Origin of the sequence: Galbibacter sp. (genome assembly GCF_035306585.1) — a bacterium.
Lineage (GTDB): Bacteria > Bacteroidota > Bacteroidia > Flavobacteriales > Flavobacteriaceae > Galbibacter.
The window spans coordinates 40848-55074 of the sequence record NZ_DATGNU010000123.1; the positions used below are offsets into that span (position 1 = coordinate 40848).

13 protein-coding genes are annotated in these 14227 nt (G+C 38.1%); 7 read left to right on the forward strand and 6 right to left on the reverse strand.

Features of this window, described 5'->3' with window-relative positions; all coding sequences use genetic code 11:
• Window positions 1–44: 44 nt before the first annotated feature.
• Window positions 45–1034, reverse strand: a complete 990-nt coding sequence (locus tag VKY50_RS11165) for an acyl-ACP desaturase (RefSeq protein ID WP_324301862.1) — start codon at window positions 1032–1034, stop codon at window positions 45–47.
• 321 nt (window positions 1035–1355) lie between these two features.
• On the opposite strand from VKY50_RS11165, the gene VKY50_RS11170 reads away from it, so the two are divergent.
• Window positions 1356–2252, forward strand: a complete 897-nt coding sequence (locus VKY50_RS11170) for an OmpA family protein (RefSeq protein ID WP_324301864.1) — start codon at window positions 1356–1358, stop codon at window positions 2250–2252.
• Window positions 2253–2273: 21 nt separating this feature from the next.
• Window positions 2274–2798 (forward strand): hypothetical protein, encoded by a 525-nt coding sequence (locus VKY50_RS11175; protein WP_324301866.1) that lies wholly within the window; start codon window positions 2274–2276, stop codon window positions 2796–2798.
• Window positions 2799–2863: 65 nt separating this feature from the next.
• Here VKY50_RS11175 and VKY50_RS11180 read toward each other — a convergent pair whose 3' ends face one another.
• The 4 genes from VKY50_RS11180 to VKY50_RS11195 all read right to left on the reverse strand — a co-directional run bounded on the left by VKY50_RS11180 (window position 2864) and on the right by VKY50_RS11195 (window position 7153).
• The gene (locus VKY50_RS11180; protein WP_324301868.1) at window positions 2864–3601 is read right to left on the reverse strand and encodes a metallophosphoesterase family protein; all 738 of its coding nucleotides are present in this window, start codon (window positions 3599–3601) and stop codon (window positions 2864–2866) included.
• A gap of 112 nt (window positions 3602–3713) precedes the next feature.
• Window positions 3714–4850, reverse strand: a complete 1137-nt coding sequence (locus VKY50_RS11185; RefSeq protein ID WP_324301870.1) for an ATP-binding protein — start codon at window positions 4848–4850, stop codon at window positions 3714–3716.
• A 96-nt stretch (window positions 4851–4946) separates the two neighbouring features.
• Window positions 4947–5705, reverse strand: a complete 759-nt coding sequence (locus tag VKY50_RS11190) for an SDR family oxidoreductase (protein WP_324301872.1) — start codon at window positions 5703–5705, stop codon at window positions 4947–4949.
• Between the two features lie 71 nt (window positions 5706–5776).
• Window positions 5777–7153 (reverse strand): saccharopine dehydrogenase family protein, encoded by a 1377-nt coding sequence (locus VKY50_RS11195; protein WP_324301874.1) that lies wholly within the window; start codon window positions 7151–7153, stop codon window positions 5777–5779.
• A gap of 66 nt (window positions 7154–7219) precedes the next feature.
• Between VKY50_RS11195 and VKY50_RS11200 the strand changes: the two genes are divergently transcribed.
• A complete protein-coding gene (locus VKY50_RS11200) occupies window positions 7220–7609 on the forward strand; it encodes a DUF423 domain-containing protein (protein WP_324301876.1) in 390 nt (129 codons plus the stop codon).
• Between the two features lie 76 nt (window positions 7610–7685).
• Window positions 7686–9293, forward strand: a complete 1608-nt coding sequence (gene pckA, locus VKY50_RS11205) for a phosphoenolpyruvate carboxykinase (ATP) (RefSeq protein ID WP_324301878.1) — start codon at window positions 7686–7688, stop codon at window positions 9291–9293.
• Window positions 9294–9374: 81 nt separating this feature from the next.
• On the opposite strand, the gene radA is transcribed toward pckA, so the two are convergent.
• Window positions 9375–10739: a DNA repair protein RadA gene (radA, locus tag VKY50_RS11210; RefSeq protein WP_324301880.1), complete on the reverse strand. Its 1365-nt coding sequence runs from the start codon at window positions 10737–10739 to the stop codon at window positions 9375–9377.
• A gap of 255 nt (window positions 10740–10994) precedes the next feature.
• On the opposite strand from radA, the gene VKY50_RS11215 reads away from it, so the two are divergent.
• The 3 genes from VKY50_RS11215 to VKY50_RS11225 all read left to right on the forward strand — a co-directional run bounded on the left by VKY50_RS11215 (window position 10995) and on the right by VKY50_RS11225 (window position 14161).
• Window positions 10995–12071 (forward strand): DUF4382 domain-containing protein, encoded by a 1077-nt coding sequence (locus VKY50_RS11215; RefSeq protein ID WP_324301882.1) that lies wholly within the window; start codon window positions 10995–10997, stop codon window positions 12069–12071.
• Window positions 12072–12223: 152 nt separating this feature from the next.
• Entirely contained in the window at window positions 12224–13225 is a 1002-nt protein-coding gene (locus tag VKY50_RS11220; RefSeq protein WP_324301884.1) for an AAA family ATPase, read from the forward strand.
• A 69-nt stretch (window positions 13226–13294) separates the two neighbouring features.
• Window positions 13295–14161 carry a DUF58 domain-containing protein gene (locus VKY50_RS11225; protein ID WP_324301885.1) on the forward strand — a complete coding sequence of 289 codons (867 nt, stop codon included), beginning with the start codon at window positions 13295–13297 and terminating at the stop codon, window positions 14159–14161.
• Window positions 14162–14227: the final 66 nt, after the last annotated feature.

A 14227-nucleotide genomic window follows, 5' to 3' on the forward strand; every position in this document is an offset into this window, starting at 1 on the left:
AAATCTTTACAGCATTTTTGATTATATTATCAATAGTGTTCTAGCTATAATACCCCATTTGGTTCGACCCACTTAAAGATGTGCTGATCCACTGGGGTAGCTATTCTGGAAGAGATTCTTCTTAGTCGCTCTGGAAGTTTCATCAAATAATCTCTTGAGCGTTCTCCCTGGTCATTTAACTCCCTAATTTTATCGATCTCCCAATACTGATTTAAACGCTCTAGAATGTTTACATAATCTAAGGCCGTATAAACGCCCAACCGCTGTGCTGCATTGGAAAAATTCTCAAAGGCACTTCCAATAGGTTCGCCAGCTTCTCTGACAAATTGAGCAGGCATAACAATTTTCTGTTTCATCATATGTGCAAATGCGTTGAGCATTTCATTTGGATCGTACTCGAGAATAATTTTCACAAACTCTCGGTATGCCAAATGATGCCTCATTTCGTCTCCAGCAATCACGTTACACATTTTAGCTAGCATCTTACTGCCACTTTTTTTAGCTAGTTGACCTACTCTTTTATGAGAAATATTTGTAGCTAATTCTTGGAAGGAAGTGTATACGAAGTTCTTATAGGGATCTCTATCTGTTCCAGCATCAAACCCGTCAGCAATAAGGTGCTGGGTGGTTTTCTCAATTTCTTTCATATTCACACGACCTGCCAGATAAAGATATTTGTTAAGCACATCACCGTGCCTGTTTTCTTCAGCTGACCAATGTTTAACCCATTTTGCCCATCCATTGTTGGCGTGTTGATCCACACCTTCCACATCCATAAGCCAAGATTCATAAGTAGGAAGGGCTTCCTCGGTAATAGTGTCTCCTACTAGGACTACCCAAAAATCATATCCCAATTCTTTTGCTTCTCCTCTTAATTGCCGAACTTCTTCAAAGAAATTGTCTCCTTGAGAGTTTGGCAAAAAATCAGTTGGCTGCCATATTTTATCTACAGGTATCAAATAATCCTTTAGAAAAGAGTCAATTCTCTTTTCCATGGTTTTCATTACTTCTAGTCTAATGTTATGTAAAGACATACTATTCTATTTTAATTCTCTAAAATCTACTCCTGCAAAACCCAGAGCAATTTTTTACTATACTTTTCTAAAAATCCTGATTTAAATCATTATTTACAGGCAAGTTGGCTGTCAGCGCTAGTAATTTTGGCTAAGATAGAATTCTGTAAAGAACTATAAAAGCTATTTATGATAATATTAAAGGTACAAAATTAATAGTAAAATTCCTTTTTACCACAAGGCTTATTGGGCGAAGTGTTAAAGTTTTTGGGACAATCGATGGAATTTTACAATAAATTAACTAATTTTGAGTGTAATGTTTTACAAACCAACCAAATACAAATGAAATCTGTATATCTATTCGGTATAGTGCTATCCATCATATTGGGTAGTTTTTTCAACTGGATGCTCTGCTGCGAATCCTATAATATCAACGTAGTGGAGGCTGATTATGGAACTTCAGACAAGGTTGCCGCGCTAGCTAGTCCATTTATCATCCGAGATCTTACAGGTAATTTTGAATTTAAGTCTGATTCCAATTTTTACTTTAACAGATCGAACTTCATTATTAAAAGACCCGTTTCATCCCAAATAGACAAAGGTGTAACCTCTCTAAAATCCTATATAGGCAATCAAAATAATAAGTTTGTTGATATCACCGGGTTTTATGATCCAGCGGAAGAAAACAATTCTGCCTTCCCGAATTTAGGATTAGCCAGAGCGAATGCTGTAAAAAATTACCTATTGTCTTTAGGAGTGTCTTCTAAAAAATTGAATATTCATGGAAGTGCAAAAGAAGGTTTGGTATTGCAAGATCAATCAATAGTGGAGGGTCCTATTGCTGTTACCATTACCGAAAATGCAAATATTAAAGATGCCCAGGCTATCATAGATAACATTAAAGAACAACCCATTGTGCTGCATTTTGACAGTGGAAAAAGTAGCATAGAATTAAACCAAAGTCAACGAGAGAAGTACCTCAGTATGGTCAGGGCGCTTGACAAGGTTGATAATGTATCGATATTGGTGGAAGGACATACCGATAATACAGGTGAAGCTGAAGGGAACTTGGTGTTGGGTAAAAAAAGGGCGGACTTTATCAAAGACTACCTGGTTAGTAATGGTATTGCACCGATTCGAATTCAAACCATATCCAAAGGACAGCACGAGCCTATTGCCAGTAATGATACCCCGCAAGGAAGAGCTCAGAATAGACGAATCGTTATAACGGTGAATTAATTAACTTAAAATATAATTTTTATGAATTGGTGTTTTATAATTCCTTTAATTGTTGGCCTTATATGTGGAGTGCTAGGGTATTTATTAGGCAAACAATCGGCCGCTACCGCTACTAAGGTTATCAAAGATGTCGATAACACCGAAGTCTTAAAATGGAGAGAAAAATACGCAGATCTCGAAGGACAGCTGGTCGAGTGTAGAAAATCATTAAAATTGGAGCGTGAGAAAGGAGCCGTAGGAACTGTTCTGCCTTTTGATGCCGCCAAAGTGAAGGCTGTATTTGGGAAAAAAGTCAAGCAGGACGACCTTAAAATTGTAGAAGGGATCGGGCCAAAAATTGAAGAACTTTTCCACAATAATGGCATTAAAACCTGGAAAGACCTTTCCGAGACCACCGTGCTTCGATGTAAGAAAATATTAAAATCAGGCGGAAAAGCTTTTGAAATTCACCGACCAGATACCTGGCCAAAACAAGCAGAGATGGCCTATAAAGGGCTTTGGGAAGAATTAAAGCAATGGCAAAAAACTCTTGATGGCGGACGATAAGATTTTTAACTTTACCTAACCAACCAACTTTAGAAGGACATTATTTAATAGATAGTGTCCTTTTTTTAGTTTCTTCCTATCTCGTCGGGGTATAGCGTGTTTACATTATCGCTTTGCCAAAATTCTTTCGTATGGACATCCATGATGGTTAACGGGCTTTTATAAGCGGCTCCGGTATCAACATTCCATACCTTGTCCATTTGGATAGGGATTGTCTGATTTAGACGAATCGTAGGAGTGTGGCCAATAAAAATTTCAGAGTAATGTCTAAGACGTTCTGGGTAGTGCAGATCCTCTTCGTTTAGTGATTTATCCATGGCCAGAACCATCTCCCATAGTGAGCGGTCCCAATACACCATTTCTGGGAAATATTCATTGGTAACTCCATGGACGTTTGAGAAACCAGCATGTACGAACAAGCGTTTTTGATCATCGATGTGGAAGTAATCTAAATTCTCAAAAAAACGAAGATGGATCATTAAAGTAGTTCGATCGATCTTATCGTAGGCATCGATGGTGGCCTGACCGCCATGTAGTAGCCAATTTGGGTTGTGTTTTTTGGTTTGTTGCCATTCCAAAAATAAAGCATCATGGTTTCCTTTAATAAAAATACAGTTGTGGGAATTATTAAGTTCGATTAGTGTATTGATAACCTCAGGGGATTCACTCCAGCCATCCACATAATCTCCCAAAAATATCAAGGTATCTTCGGGTTTAACTGGAGCTCGTTCTAGTACTTGGAGGAGTGCTTTGTTTGCACCATGAATATCACCTATAACAAATGTTCTATTTTGTTTAGACATAAAATCAAATTTTATGGAAATTTACACTTTAGTGGAGAAACGGCCTTATAAAATTAGAAAAATTACCAAAAGGGCTTAAGGACAAAGGAATCTTGGCGATAAAACGCACCTATTAAGCATACTGTACTTTTCGCAAAACACGAAGTGCTTCTTTTAAGGATTTATAGGTTAAACGATCATAGGATTTGACATACCAACGGTAGTCCTCGAGCATTTGCTTGGCGCCACTAAAACCATTTAAGTAGCATATTAAATGGGTGGCAGGTATGTTTTTAAGATCTTTTTCATCCTGGGTACTTAATGGGAGGTTCTTTTTAAGTTTTTCAAGTATGGTATTGTTGGTGTTGAAAATATGGTACAGCATTTTACGATCGTACTGCGGAGGGTCAAAGATCAGGGTACTATCTATTTTATAAGAGCCATTATCATTAAACTGGATCGCTACTTTTTCCAGTGGATAAAGCTGTTTGTTGTTATTTAGTCCGAGTTGAACATATTCAGTAATGGAGAAACGATGTTCGTCGATTTCAATTTGTACCTCATCCAAAGCTGAATAAAAAAGTTTCACCTGCTCATTAATCAGTTCGATATCCACTCTGGAATAAAAGGTTTCTTCAGCAATTTTTTTTTCAATACCTGCCCAACAAACGATGAATTGTTCTTTAAAAACTTTGTATTTCGGATTTAGCGCAGCGTGACGGTTGACGATAAAATCAATTACACCATCTAAAGTAAGTTCGATATTGTTTTTAGCATGGCGTTCAATTTCAGCTACAATGGCCGAATTGGTGTCTTTGATTTCAATATCGAAAACCTTGGGCATGCTGATACTTCCGTCTCTAAAGAAAACTGTTCCTCCCCAGTATTTCCAGATATTTTTACGAAGGGCAGCCAGCTTTCCAGAGGAACGTATGGTGACTAGTCCTACCACTTTATCCTCAGGTAGATCAGGAAAACGAATGTTTTCATAGGCGATCAGGGGAGGGTTTTCAATATAGGCATTCACTAAGTTTTGAATTTTACTGTCATCAAAAAAATCAACGCCAACAATACTGTTATCCTCATCCTCAACACCAATAACTATATAGGAGTTATTGTTGGGATTCGAGTTCGCCAAAGCACATATGTGCTTGATAAATTTCGCCTTACCTTGTTTGTCGCCAATGTTGATATACCTTTTCTTATCATAAAAACTATTCTCATCATTGTGAGCAAGCAAATTTTTAATTAAAAGTCGTTTATTAATCATGGTGGCGGCAAGCGTTTGCTTTTGCTCTTAAATATAGGATGTTACGCTTTTACCTACAAAAATATTTTATCGTTTTTTGATCGTGATCAGGTTTACTTACTGCAAATTTTTATGCACTATGGTACTACTGGCCTGGTCGGTAGGCATCACAATTAAATCTGCGATATTGACATGCGGCGGACGGCTTATGGTGAAATAAATGATTTCTGCAACATCCTCTGGAGTCAGTGGTGTGAAACCCTGATATACTTTTTTTGCTTTTTCACGATCACCTTTAAAGCGTACTTCACTAAATTCCGTTTCCACTAGGCCAGGGTTTATGGCTCCAACCCGTATACCATGCTGATGCAGATCGATGCGCATGGCTTGATTGATGGCATCTACGGCATGCTTGCTAGCACAATACACATTGCCCCCTGGATATACTTCTTTTCCCGCTGTTGATCCAATATTGATAATATGACCTGTGTTGTTTTTAATCATGGACGGAATTATGGCCTTACTTATATAGAGCAAACCTTTTACATTGATATCCATCATAGTCTCCCAATCATTAATATCTCCCTGATCAATAGGGGAAAGCCCATGCGCATTTCCAGCATTGTTAATTAAGATCTCAATTTTAGAAAAGGGCCTTGGCAGGGACTCATATGCTTTAAATACAGCAGTTTTATCTCGTAAATCAAAGCTTAGACAATGTACATCTACCTTTGAGCTGAGTTCTTTTTGTAATTCTTCTAATCGCTCCTTGCGTCGACCACATATGATGAGGTTTAAGCCGTTTTCGGCAAATACCCTCGCGGTAGCTCTACCAATACCACTACTTGCTCCTGTTATTAAAGCTGTTTTGCCCATCGAATTTGTATTTAAAAAGTTCGTTATCGCAAGTTAAGTATTAGAAAAATCATAAACTGCCAAACTCCTATCTAAATTGTATGGGTATCTTGTAATGGATTGTATCCAATGTACGGCACTTCTTTTTCGTTAAATAAGATGTCGTGATGCTCCAATTCTTTTAAAATTGGCTGATACACGTTTTTTAAAATTGGAATAATCACACCTGTGGTTGTAATTTGTTTGTTGAGAATTTTTAGTGCTGCAATACCCAATGGCAATCCAACGGTTTTTGCCATAGCAGTAAATTTAGTGTCTTGGCCTATAACTACCATGCTTGAGTCTATTTGATGAGCTTTGCCATGTAACTGATATCCGAACTTGTGATACATGACAATCATATCCTTATCATGCTGATCTAAAGTCCATTTTTGTTCCAGAATACTTTGAAGTGCTTGTGCGGGGGTGGCATTGGCAATACCGATGGTCTTTTGATCATTGAAAAGGTCGAGTTCTGTTAGCTTACTCCACATAATATCGTCTTGATCTATTTTTAGATAATGACGAAGTTTAAGCTCTACTGAATCCGTTGGAGAGTAAGGTAAAAATATATTTATAAAGTCCCTATAGGTCATGTGTTCGGAATTATCCAAGGTATAGGTGTCATCAGTGAGACCTAATTGAACAAACATGTCCCACGCTTTGGAGAATCCTACTCTTCTAATGGTGCCTCTAAATAAGGTTAATACATCTTGGAGTCCATAGGCATTGCGGTATTTTAAAGAATCTCTGTTGGCATACACTTCAAATTTCCCATAATGTTCGATGTCTATAAATTCGGTCCTTCTAAAGAGTCGGTGATAAGGGATGTATTTAAATTTTCCTTCTTGTATGAATTTTGCAGTCCCACCTTGGCCTGCCACTACCACATTTCGTGGATTCCAAGTGAATTTATAATTCCATAGATTGGTATCGCTCTCAGGAGCGACTAATCCTCCTGTGGAGGATTCGAACATAAGCATTTTCCCTCCTATAGATCGAATCTGATCGATGACCTTCATGGCACTCATGTGATCGATACCTGGGTCTACTCCAATTTCATTTAAAAAGATAAGACCTTTATTTTTTACCTGCGCATCGAGTTGCTCCATCTCTGGGCTTACATAGGAAGCAGTAACCATATTTTTACCTAGGGCAAGACAATCTTTGGCCACTTGAATATGAAATCTGGCTGGGAGCATGGAAATCACCAAGTCCGCTTTTTTTATGGCATTTATGCGCTGTTGCTCATTAAAAATATCTAATTTTATAGCGGTGCTAAGTGGGTGATTGTTTAACAGCTTTATAGCATTGTTTGGGTCTTTGTCCCCAACTAAAATATGTAACTTTTCTTTTTCAGCATTCTGCAGTAAGTACTGCAATAAATAGGAGGTTGATTTTCCTGCACCGATTAGAAGAATTGTTCTCATAGTTTTGGTTTATAAATTTCACACTAATATATTAAAATGTTGTATTTGTAACAAAAAAAACGAAGAATGAATAAAGGAATTTTAATTGCAGGTGCTGTATTAGGCGCCTTAGCGGTAATTTTAGGAGCTTTTGGAGCTCATGGTTTAAAAAATTTAGTAGATCCAGAGTCTGTAAAAACTTTTGAAACGGGTGTAAAATATCAAATGTACCACGCTTTATTACTTCTTTTTGTCGGAGGAAATACATTCATTAGTAATTCCACCAAAATTACAATAATGTATTTGGTTATAGCAGGTATTATTCTTTTTTCTGGTTCGATTTACGGATTGTCCACAAATAGTTTGACGAACTTTGATTTTAGAAAAATCGGTTTCATAACGCCAATAGGAGGCGCGTTGTTAATTGCCTCTTGGTGTGTTCTGATTTATAAGTTCTTTCAACTAAGAAATCTGTAAAAAAACCCGGACTCAAACGTTGTAGTTGGATTATTTTTATACATTTGTTGTGCAATCTAACAACAAACACAACACAATGACTGAGGAAAAAACTTTAGTTACGAAAACGATTTCGTTAAAAAAATACGGAATCAACAGCCCCTTGGTAAATTATCAATTAAATCCTGAAGATTTGCACGAAATTACTATCGATAATAAGATGGGTGTAGAGACTAATTCAGGAGCCTTGGCGGTGAATACTGGAACTTTTACAGGGCGTGCACCCAAGGACCGATTTATTGTAAAGGATCAGATTACCAGTGATAAGGTCTGGTGGGGAGAGATTAACCAACCGATTTTACCGGAGCAATTTGATGCGTTGTACCATAAGATGGTTGACTATCTATCGCATCAAGAGCTTTACGTTCGGGATTGTTATGCATGCGCTCATAGTGACTATCGGATGAACATTAGGGTGATTAATCAACATGCTTGGTGTAATTTGTTCGCTTATAATATGTTCTTGCGTCCTAGTGAGGCAGAACTTGAAAATTTTAAGGAAGATTGGTTAATTGTCAATGCTCCAGATTTTAAAGCAGATCCATCTGTTGATGGCACGCGCCAAGAGAACTTTACCATTTTAAACTTCACTAAGAAGATAATATTAATTGGAGGGACTGGTTATACCGGAGAGATTAAAAAAGGGATTTTTTCGGCACTGAACTTTGTTCTTCCTGTTTTTAGAAATACCCTTCCAATGCACTGTAGTGCTAATGTGGGAAAAGAAGAAGATATTTCAATTTTCTTCGGGCTCTCTGGAACTGGTAAAACGACGCTTTCTGCAGATCCTGCACGCAGACTCATCGGGGATGATGAGCATGGATGGACCTTAGATAATCACATATTTAATTTTGAAGGCGGATGCTATGCCAAAGTGATCAACCTCTCAAAGGAAATTGAACCTGATATATATGGAGCCATTACCTCAGGCGCTTTGCTGGAAAATGTAATGGTCGATAAAAAAGGGGTGGTTGATTATAGCGATACAAGTATTACCCAAAACACCAGGGTTAGTTACCCTATCGATCACATAAAAAATATACAAGTACCCTCCATTGGGAAGAATCCTAAAAATATATTTTTTCTAACAGCTGATGCCTTTGGCGTTCTTCCTCCAATCTCCAAACTGACTCCCGGACAGGCCGCCTATCATTTTATCTCTGGATACACAGCTAAAATTGCGGGAACCGAAGATGGAATAACGGAACCCGTTCCTTCTTTTTCCGCTTGTTTCGGAGCTCCTTTTATGCCGTTACATCCGACCGTGTACGCGGAGATGCTCAGTAAAAAGATAAAAGATGCCAATGTAAATGTTTGGCTGGTGAATACGGGATGGACTGGTGGTCCTTATGGAGTAGGGTCACGCATGAAATTAAAGTACACCCGGGCCATGATCCAGGCAGCTATGTCGGGTGAATTAGGAGACAATTCTAGTGAAACCTATACAATCCATCCTACTTTTTTAATTGCTTATCCCAAACAATGTCCGAATGTTCCAAGTGAGGTCTTATGTCCTAGAAATACTTGGGAAGATACGCATGCCTATGACATTAAGGCCAATGAACTGGCAAATGCGTTCCATAAGAATTTTGAAAAATTTAAAGCTTATGCTGATCAGACCATTATCAGTGGTGCTCCAGCATAAAGCCACCATAAAGGGAGTAAAGCGCCTCCCTAGCTTGCCAAATAGTTAGTAGTAAGGCCTCTGTTTATTCAGAGGCTTTTTTTATCCAAACAAAAAAGCGATCACATCCTCGATTTTACTTACCCTTTGAATTTGAATAGCTGTTTTCTTTAGGGTGATTTTACTTTGTTTGGATACAAAAATACGGGTAAACCCTAATTTTTCTGCTTCTAAAATTCGGGCTTCCACACGCTGAACTGGTCTAATTTCACCTGCAAGTCCAACTTCTGCGGCAAAGCAATTATCTTTCGCTAGTGCGATGTCTTCATTACTTGATAGTATAGCAGCAACTACAGCTAAATCCAAAGCAGGATCATCGATTGAAATTCCTCCTGTAATATTTAAAAAGACGTCTTTTGCCCCAAGTCGGAAGCCAGCTCGCTTTTCTAGAACCGCCAAGATCATATTAAGGCGTTTTGAATTGTAACCTGTGGTGCTTCTCTGGGGCGTTCCATAAACAGCCGTACTTACTAAAGCTTGAATCTCTACCATTAATGGGCGCATTCCTTCTAATGTTGACGCGATAGCGGTTCCTGATAATTCTTCATCGGTCTTGGACAGAAGTAGTTCGGAAGGATTGGTAACCTCTCTTAATCCACTACCTAACATTTCATAAATACCCAATTCAGAAGTGGACCCAAATCGATTCTTTAAGGCACGTAAAATTCTGTAAACATGATTGCGATCACCTTCGAATTGCAATACTGTGTCTACCATATGTTCCAAAATCTTGGGACCAGCAATATGACCATCTTTGGTTATATGACCAATTAGAATTACAGGCGTATTGGATTGTTTAGCGAATTTGATAAGTTCAGAGGTACATTCTCTTATTTGACTAATACTTCCGGCTGAGGATTCTATAAAATCGGTTTGAAGGGTTTGTATGGAGTCAATAATAAGAATATCGGGATCCATGTCCTCTAATTGTCTAAAGATATTTTGTGTTTTAGTCTCGGTTAGAATATAACAACTCTCACTCTCGGGATAAATACGCTGGGCACGCATCTTAATTTGTTTTTGGCTTTCTTCTCCAGAGACGTATAGGGTTTTAAAAGGTAGTTTTAATGCGATTTGTAGTAGTAAGGTGCTTTTTCCTATTCCAGGCTCTCCGCCCAATAAGGTCACTGAACCAGGGACAACACCTCCACCTAAAACGCGATCGAGCTCAGCACTTCCTGTGGCCATACGCATTTCTTTACTCCCGTCAATTTCATGTACTCTAAGGGGCTTTGCAAGACGCTTGGAAGAAGAATCTGCAGGTTTCCAACCTTGTTTGTGGTCCTCTTTCTGAATAACTTCTTCCACTAATGTGTTCCATTGTTTGCATGAAGAACATTGCCCTTGCCACTGGGCAGATTGTGCCCCACAATTTTGACAGTAAAAGGTCGTTTTAACTTTAGCCATCTTTGATGAGATTAGAGCCCAAAGGTACGAATTAACTCAGAGTTGCAACTGACCAATTACAGCCTACTACCGTTAAATGATAAACGTTTTTGCAAAAGCTCTAAAGACTAGAATTGGCATAATCGTCTAATTTAAATGCCATAGTATAGATGTTAAACGTGTTATTGTTGTATACAAATCTAAATAATGTTTTATGTCCGTATATATACAGAATCATTTTTTATCAAACGTATTGTTTAATTCTAAATTTTTTTTATGAAAATTGTAAAAGGATTATCCGGTTCCCTACTAATGCTATTTTCACTTTTATTTATTACCAGTAGTTGTAGTGATGATGATGACGGTTCTAATTTACCTGGTCAGGGAACGGCTAAGGTAGCCGTACGTCTAGTGGATGCCCCTGGTGATTATGAAAAGGTTAATATAGACATTCAGGATGTGATGATTAACCGAACTGATGAAAGTGAAAGTGGTTGGGTAAGTTTAACGGATGTAAACACTGGGGTGTACGATTTATTGGAACTCACTGGAGGAACAAGTGTACTTTTGGCTGAAAACGATCTCGCCACTGGTGAATTAGAGCAAATTAGGCTTGTTTTAGGTAGTGAGAACACTTTAGTCATCAATGGAGAGGAAGTCCCACTAACAACCCCTAGTGCACAACAATCTGGGTTGAAAATTGATCTAGATGATACAGAACTAGAAGATGGATTTACCTATGAAATCATCTTAGATTTCGATGCCGATAAATCGATCGTTAAAGCAGGTGAATCCTCGCAGTACATTTTAAAGCCCGTAATCAACGCAAGTTGGAAAGTAAACTCTGGACAAATCACAGGGGTTGTTAATCCTACTGAATTTCAAACCTTGGCCTCGGTAATTACCAAGGATAATGATACTATTAGTAGTTTTACCAACCAGAACGGAGTGTACGTCTTATATGGTGTTCCTGCTGGAACCTACCAGGTTAACTTACTTCCTGAAACTGATTCCGGATACAGGTTGACGACCCTTTCCGAGGTTGTAGTTGAGAACGGACAGATCACCGATGTCGCAAGCACAGACTTAGAAGTTGCTCTTGAGGGTGGAAGTATTAGTGGGAGTGTTTTAAATGCAGATGCTCCGGTGGTAGTTTCTGTAATGGTTTCAGATGAAACTTTAAGTACTACTATTGCCGAAGATGGTGGCTTTACCCTTGGAGGAGTGCCCGCTGGAACATACACCGTTACCTTGATCCCAGCAGAGGATTCTGCCTATGGATCACTGGAAATTCCCGATGTCGTAGTAACCGATGACCAAGTTACTGCCTTAGGGGAGATCAGTTTGCAATAGTTAAGAATCTGTAAAATAATATTAAGAGTAGCCTAATCTTTGGGCTACTCTTTATATTTTAACCTATTGTTAACAGAGTCAATCTAAATAAATTTTCAATTTGCATGCTATTATAGTTGGTGTTATATTGAAGCCACAAAAAATTAACATAAATGGAGCAAAATACTACGTTAGATATCACTGCAATTAATGAAAAAATAGAGCGTGAAAGTGCTTTTATTGATTTGTTGACAACGGAGATGAATAAGGTCATAGTGGGCCAAAAGCACATGGTAGAAAGATTGTTAATCGGATTACTTGGACAGGGGCACATACTTTTAGAAGGAGTGCCTGGATTGGCAAAGACCCTTGCGATCAATACGCTCTCCAAAGCGGTTCACGGAAGTTTCAGTAGGATTCAATTTACGCCAGATTTATTACCAGCCGATGTTGTTGGTACATTGATTTATAATATAAAGGAGAATGATTTTTCCATTAAAAAGGGACCTATATTCGCTAATTTCGTTTTAGCTGATGAGATTAACCGTGCTCCTGCCAAAGTTCAATCTGCTTTATTGGAGGCCATGCAGGAGAAACAAGTGACCATTGGAGATGAAACCTTTGTTCTGGATAAGCCCTTTTTAGTAATGGCTACTCAAAATCCAGTAGAACAGGAAGGAACCTATCCATTACCAGAGGCGCAGGTAGACCGTTTTATGCTTAAGACAGTGATTGATTATCCTAAACTAAATGAGGAGCAACTCATCATTCGAGCCAATTTAAAAGGTTCTTTTGCGGATGTAAATCAAGTGGTTAGTATTGATCAGATCCTAAGAGCACAAACGGCAGTTCGCGAGGTCTACATGGACGAAAAGATAGAAAAATATATACTCGATATCATTTTTGCTACGCGATATCCAGAAAAATATGATCTTCAAGATCTTAAGCCACTGATTAGTTTTGGAGCCTCCCCTAGGGGTAGTATCAATTTAGCCACTGCAGCTAAGTGTTATGCTTTTATTAAGCGTAGAGGGTATGTGATCCCTGAGGATGTTCGTGCAGTGGTTCTGGATGTTTTGCGTCACAGAGTAGGGATAACCTATGAGGCTGAAGCTGAGAACATCACTCCTGAAGATATTATCAATAAGATTGTAAATGAGATAGACGTACCTTAGGAAGTAGCTTATTATCATAGTTTATAATTATATTGATATACGAACTTTAAGTTTATCTTTCAAATTCAAATGGATACTAAGGAACTACTAAAAAAGGTCAGGAAAATAGAAATTAAGACCCGCCGATTGAGTGATCATGTGTTTGGCGGAGAGTATCACTCCACATTTAAGGGCAGAGGTATGACCTTTAGTGAGGTTCGAAATTATCAGTTTGGGGATGATGTTAGAAATATTGATTGGAATGTTACCGCTCGATATAATGAGCCTTTTGTAAAAGTATTTGAAGAAGAAAGAGAACTCACCATGATGCTACTTGTGGATGTGAGTGCCTCTGAGAATTTTGGAACCTCTAAACAATTCAAAAAAGATATCATTACTGAAATCTCTGCGACCTTGGCTTTTTCTGCCATGCAAAATAATGATAAAATAGGCTTAATTTTATTTTCAGATAAAATTGAATTGTATATCCCACCCAAAAAGGGTCGATTTCATGTTTTGAGGATCATCCGAGAACTTTTAGAATTTACCCCAGAGAATAAGCAAACTAATATTGATGAAGCCCTTCGGTTTATGTCTGGGGTAAGCAAAAAGCGTGTCATTGCTTTTATTCTTTCAGATTTCATGGATGATAATTACGATCAGGCGTTAAAAATTGCAGCAAATAAACACGATATCACTGGGATTCGGATCTATGATCAGAAAGAAGCTGAAATGCCTAATATCGGATTTGTTCAAATGGAGGATGCTGAAACTGGAGAATTGCTCTTAGTGAACACCAAATCCAAGCAGGTTAGAAATCAGTATGCGGCCCTTTACTTGGCTCGAGTCGATTATTTTCAAAATACCTTTAGTAAAAGTGGCGCTGGAGCTATCAGTAGTAGCGTTGATGAGAGTTATGTTAAAAAGTTGTTAGGATACTTTAAAAGAAGGGGATGATTAGCGCTATAAAAAAATCGATTTTTACCAGATTGGTTATAGCTAATATTAAATTGGAATTTATAA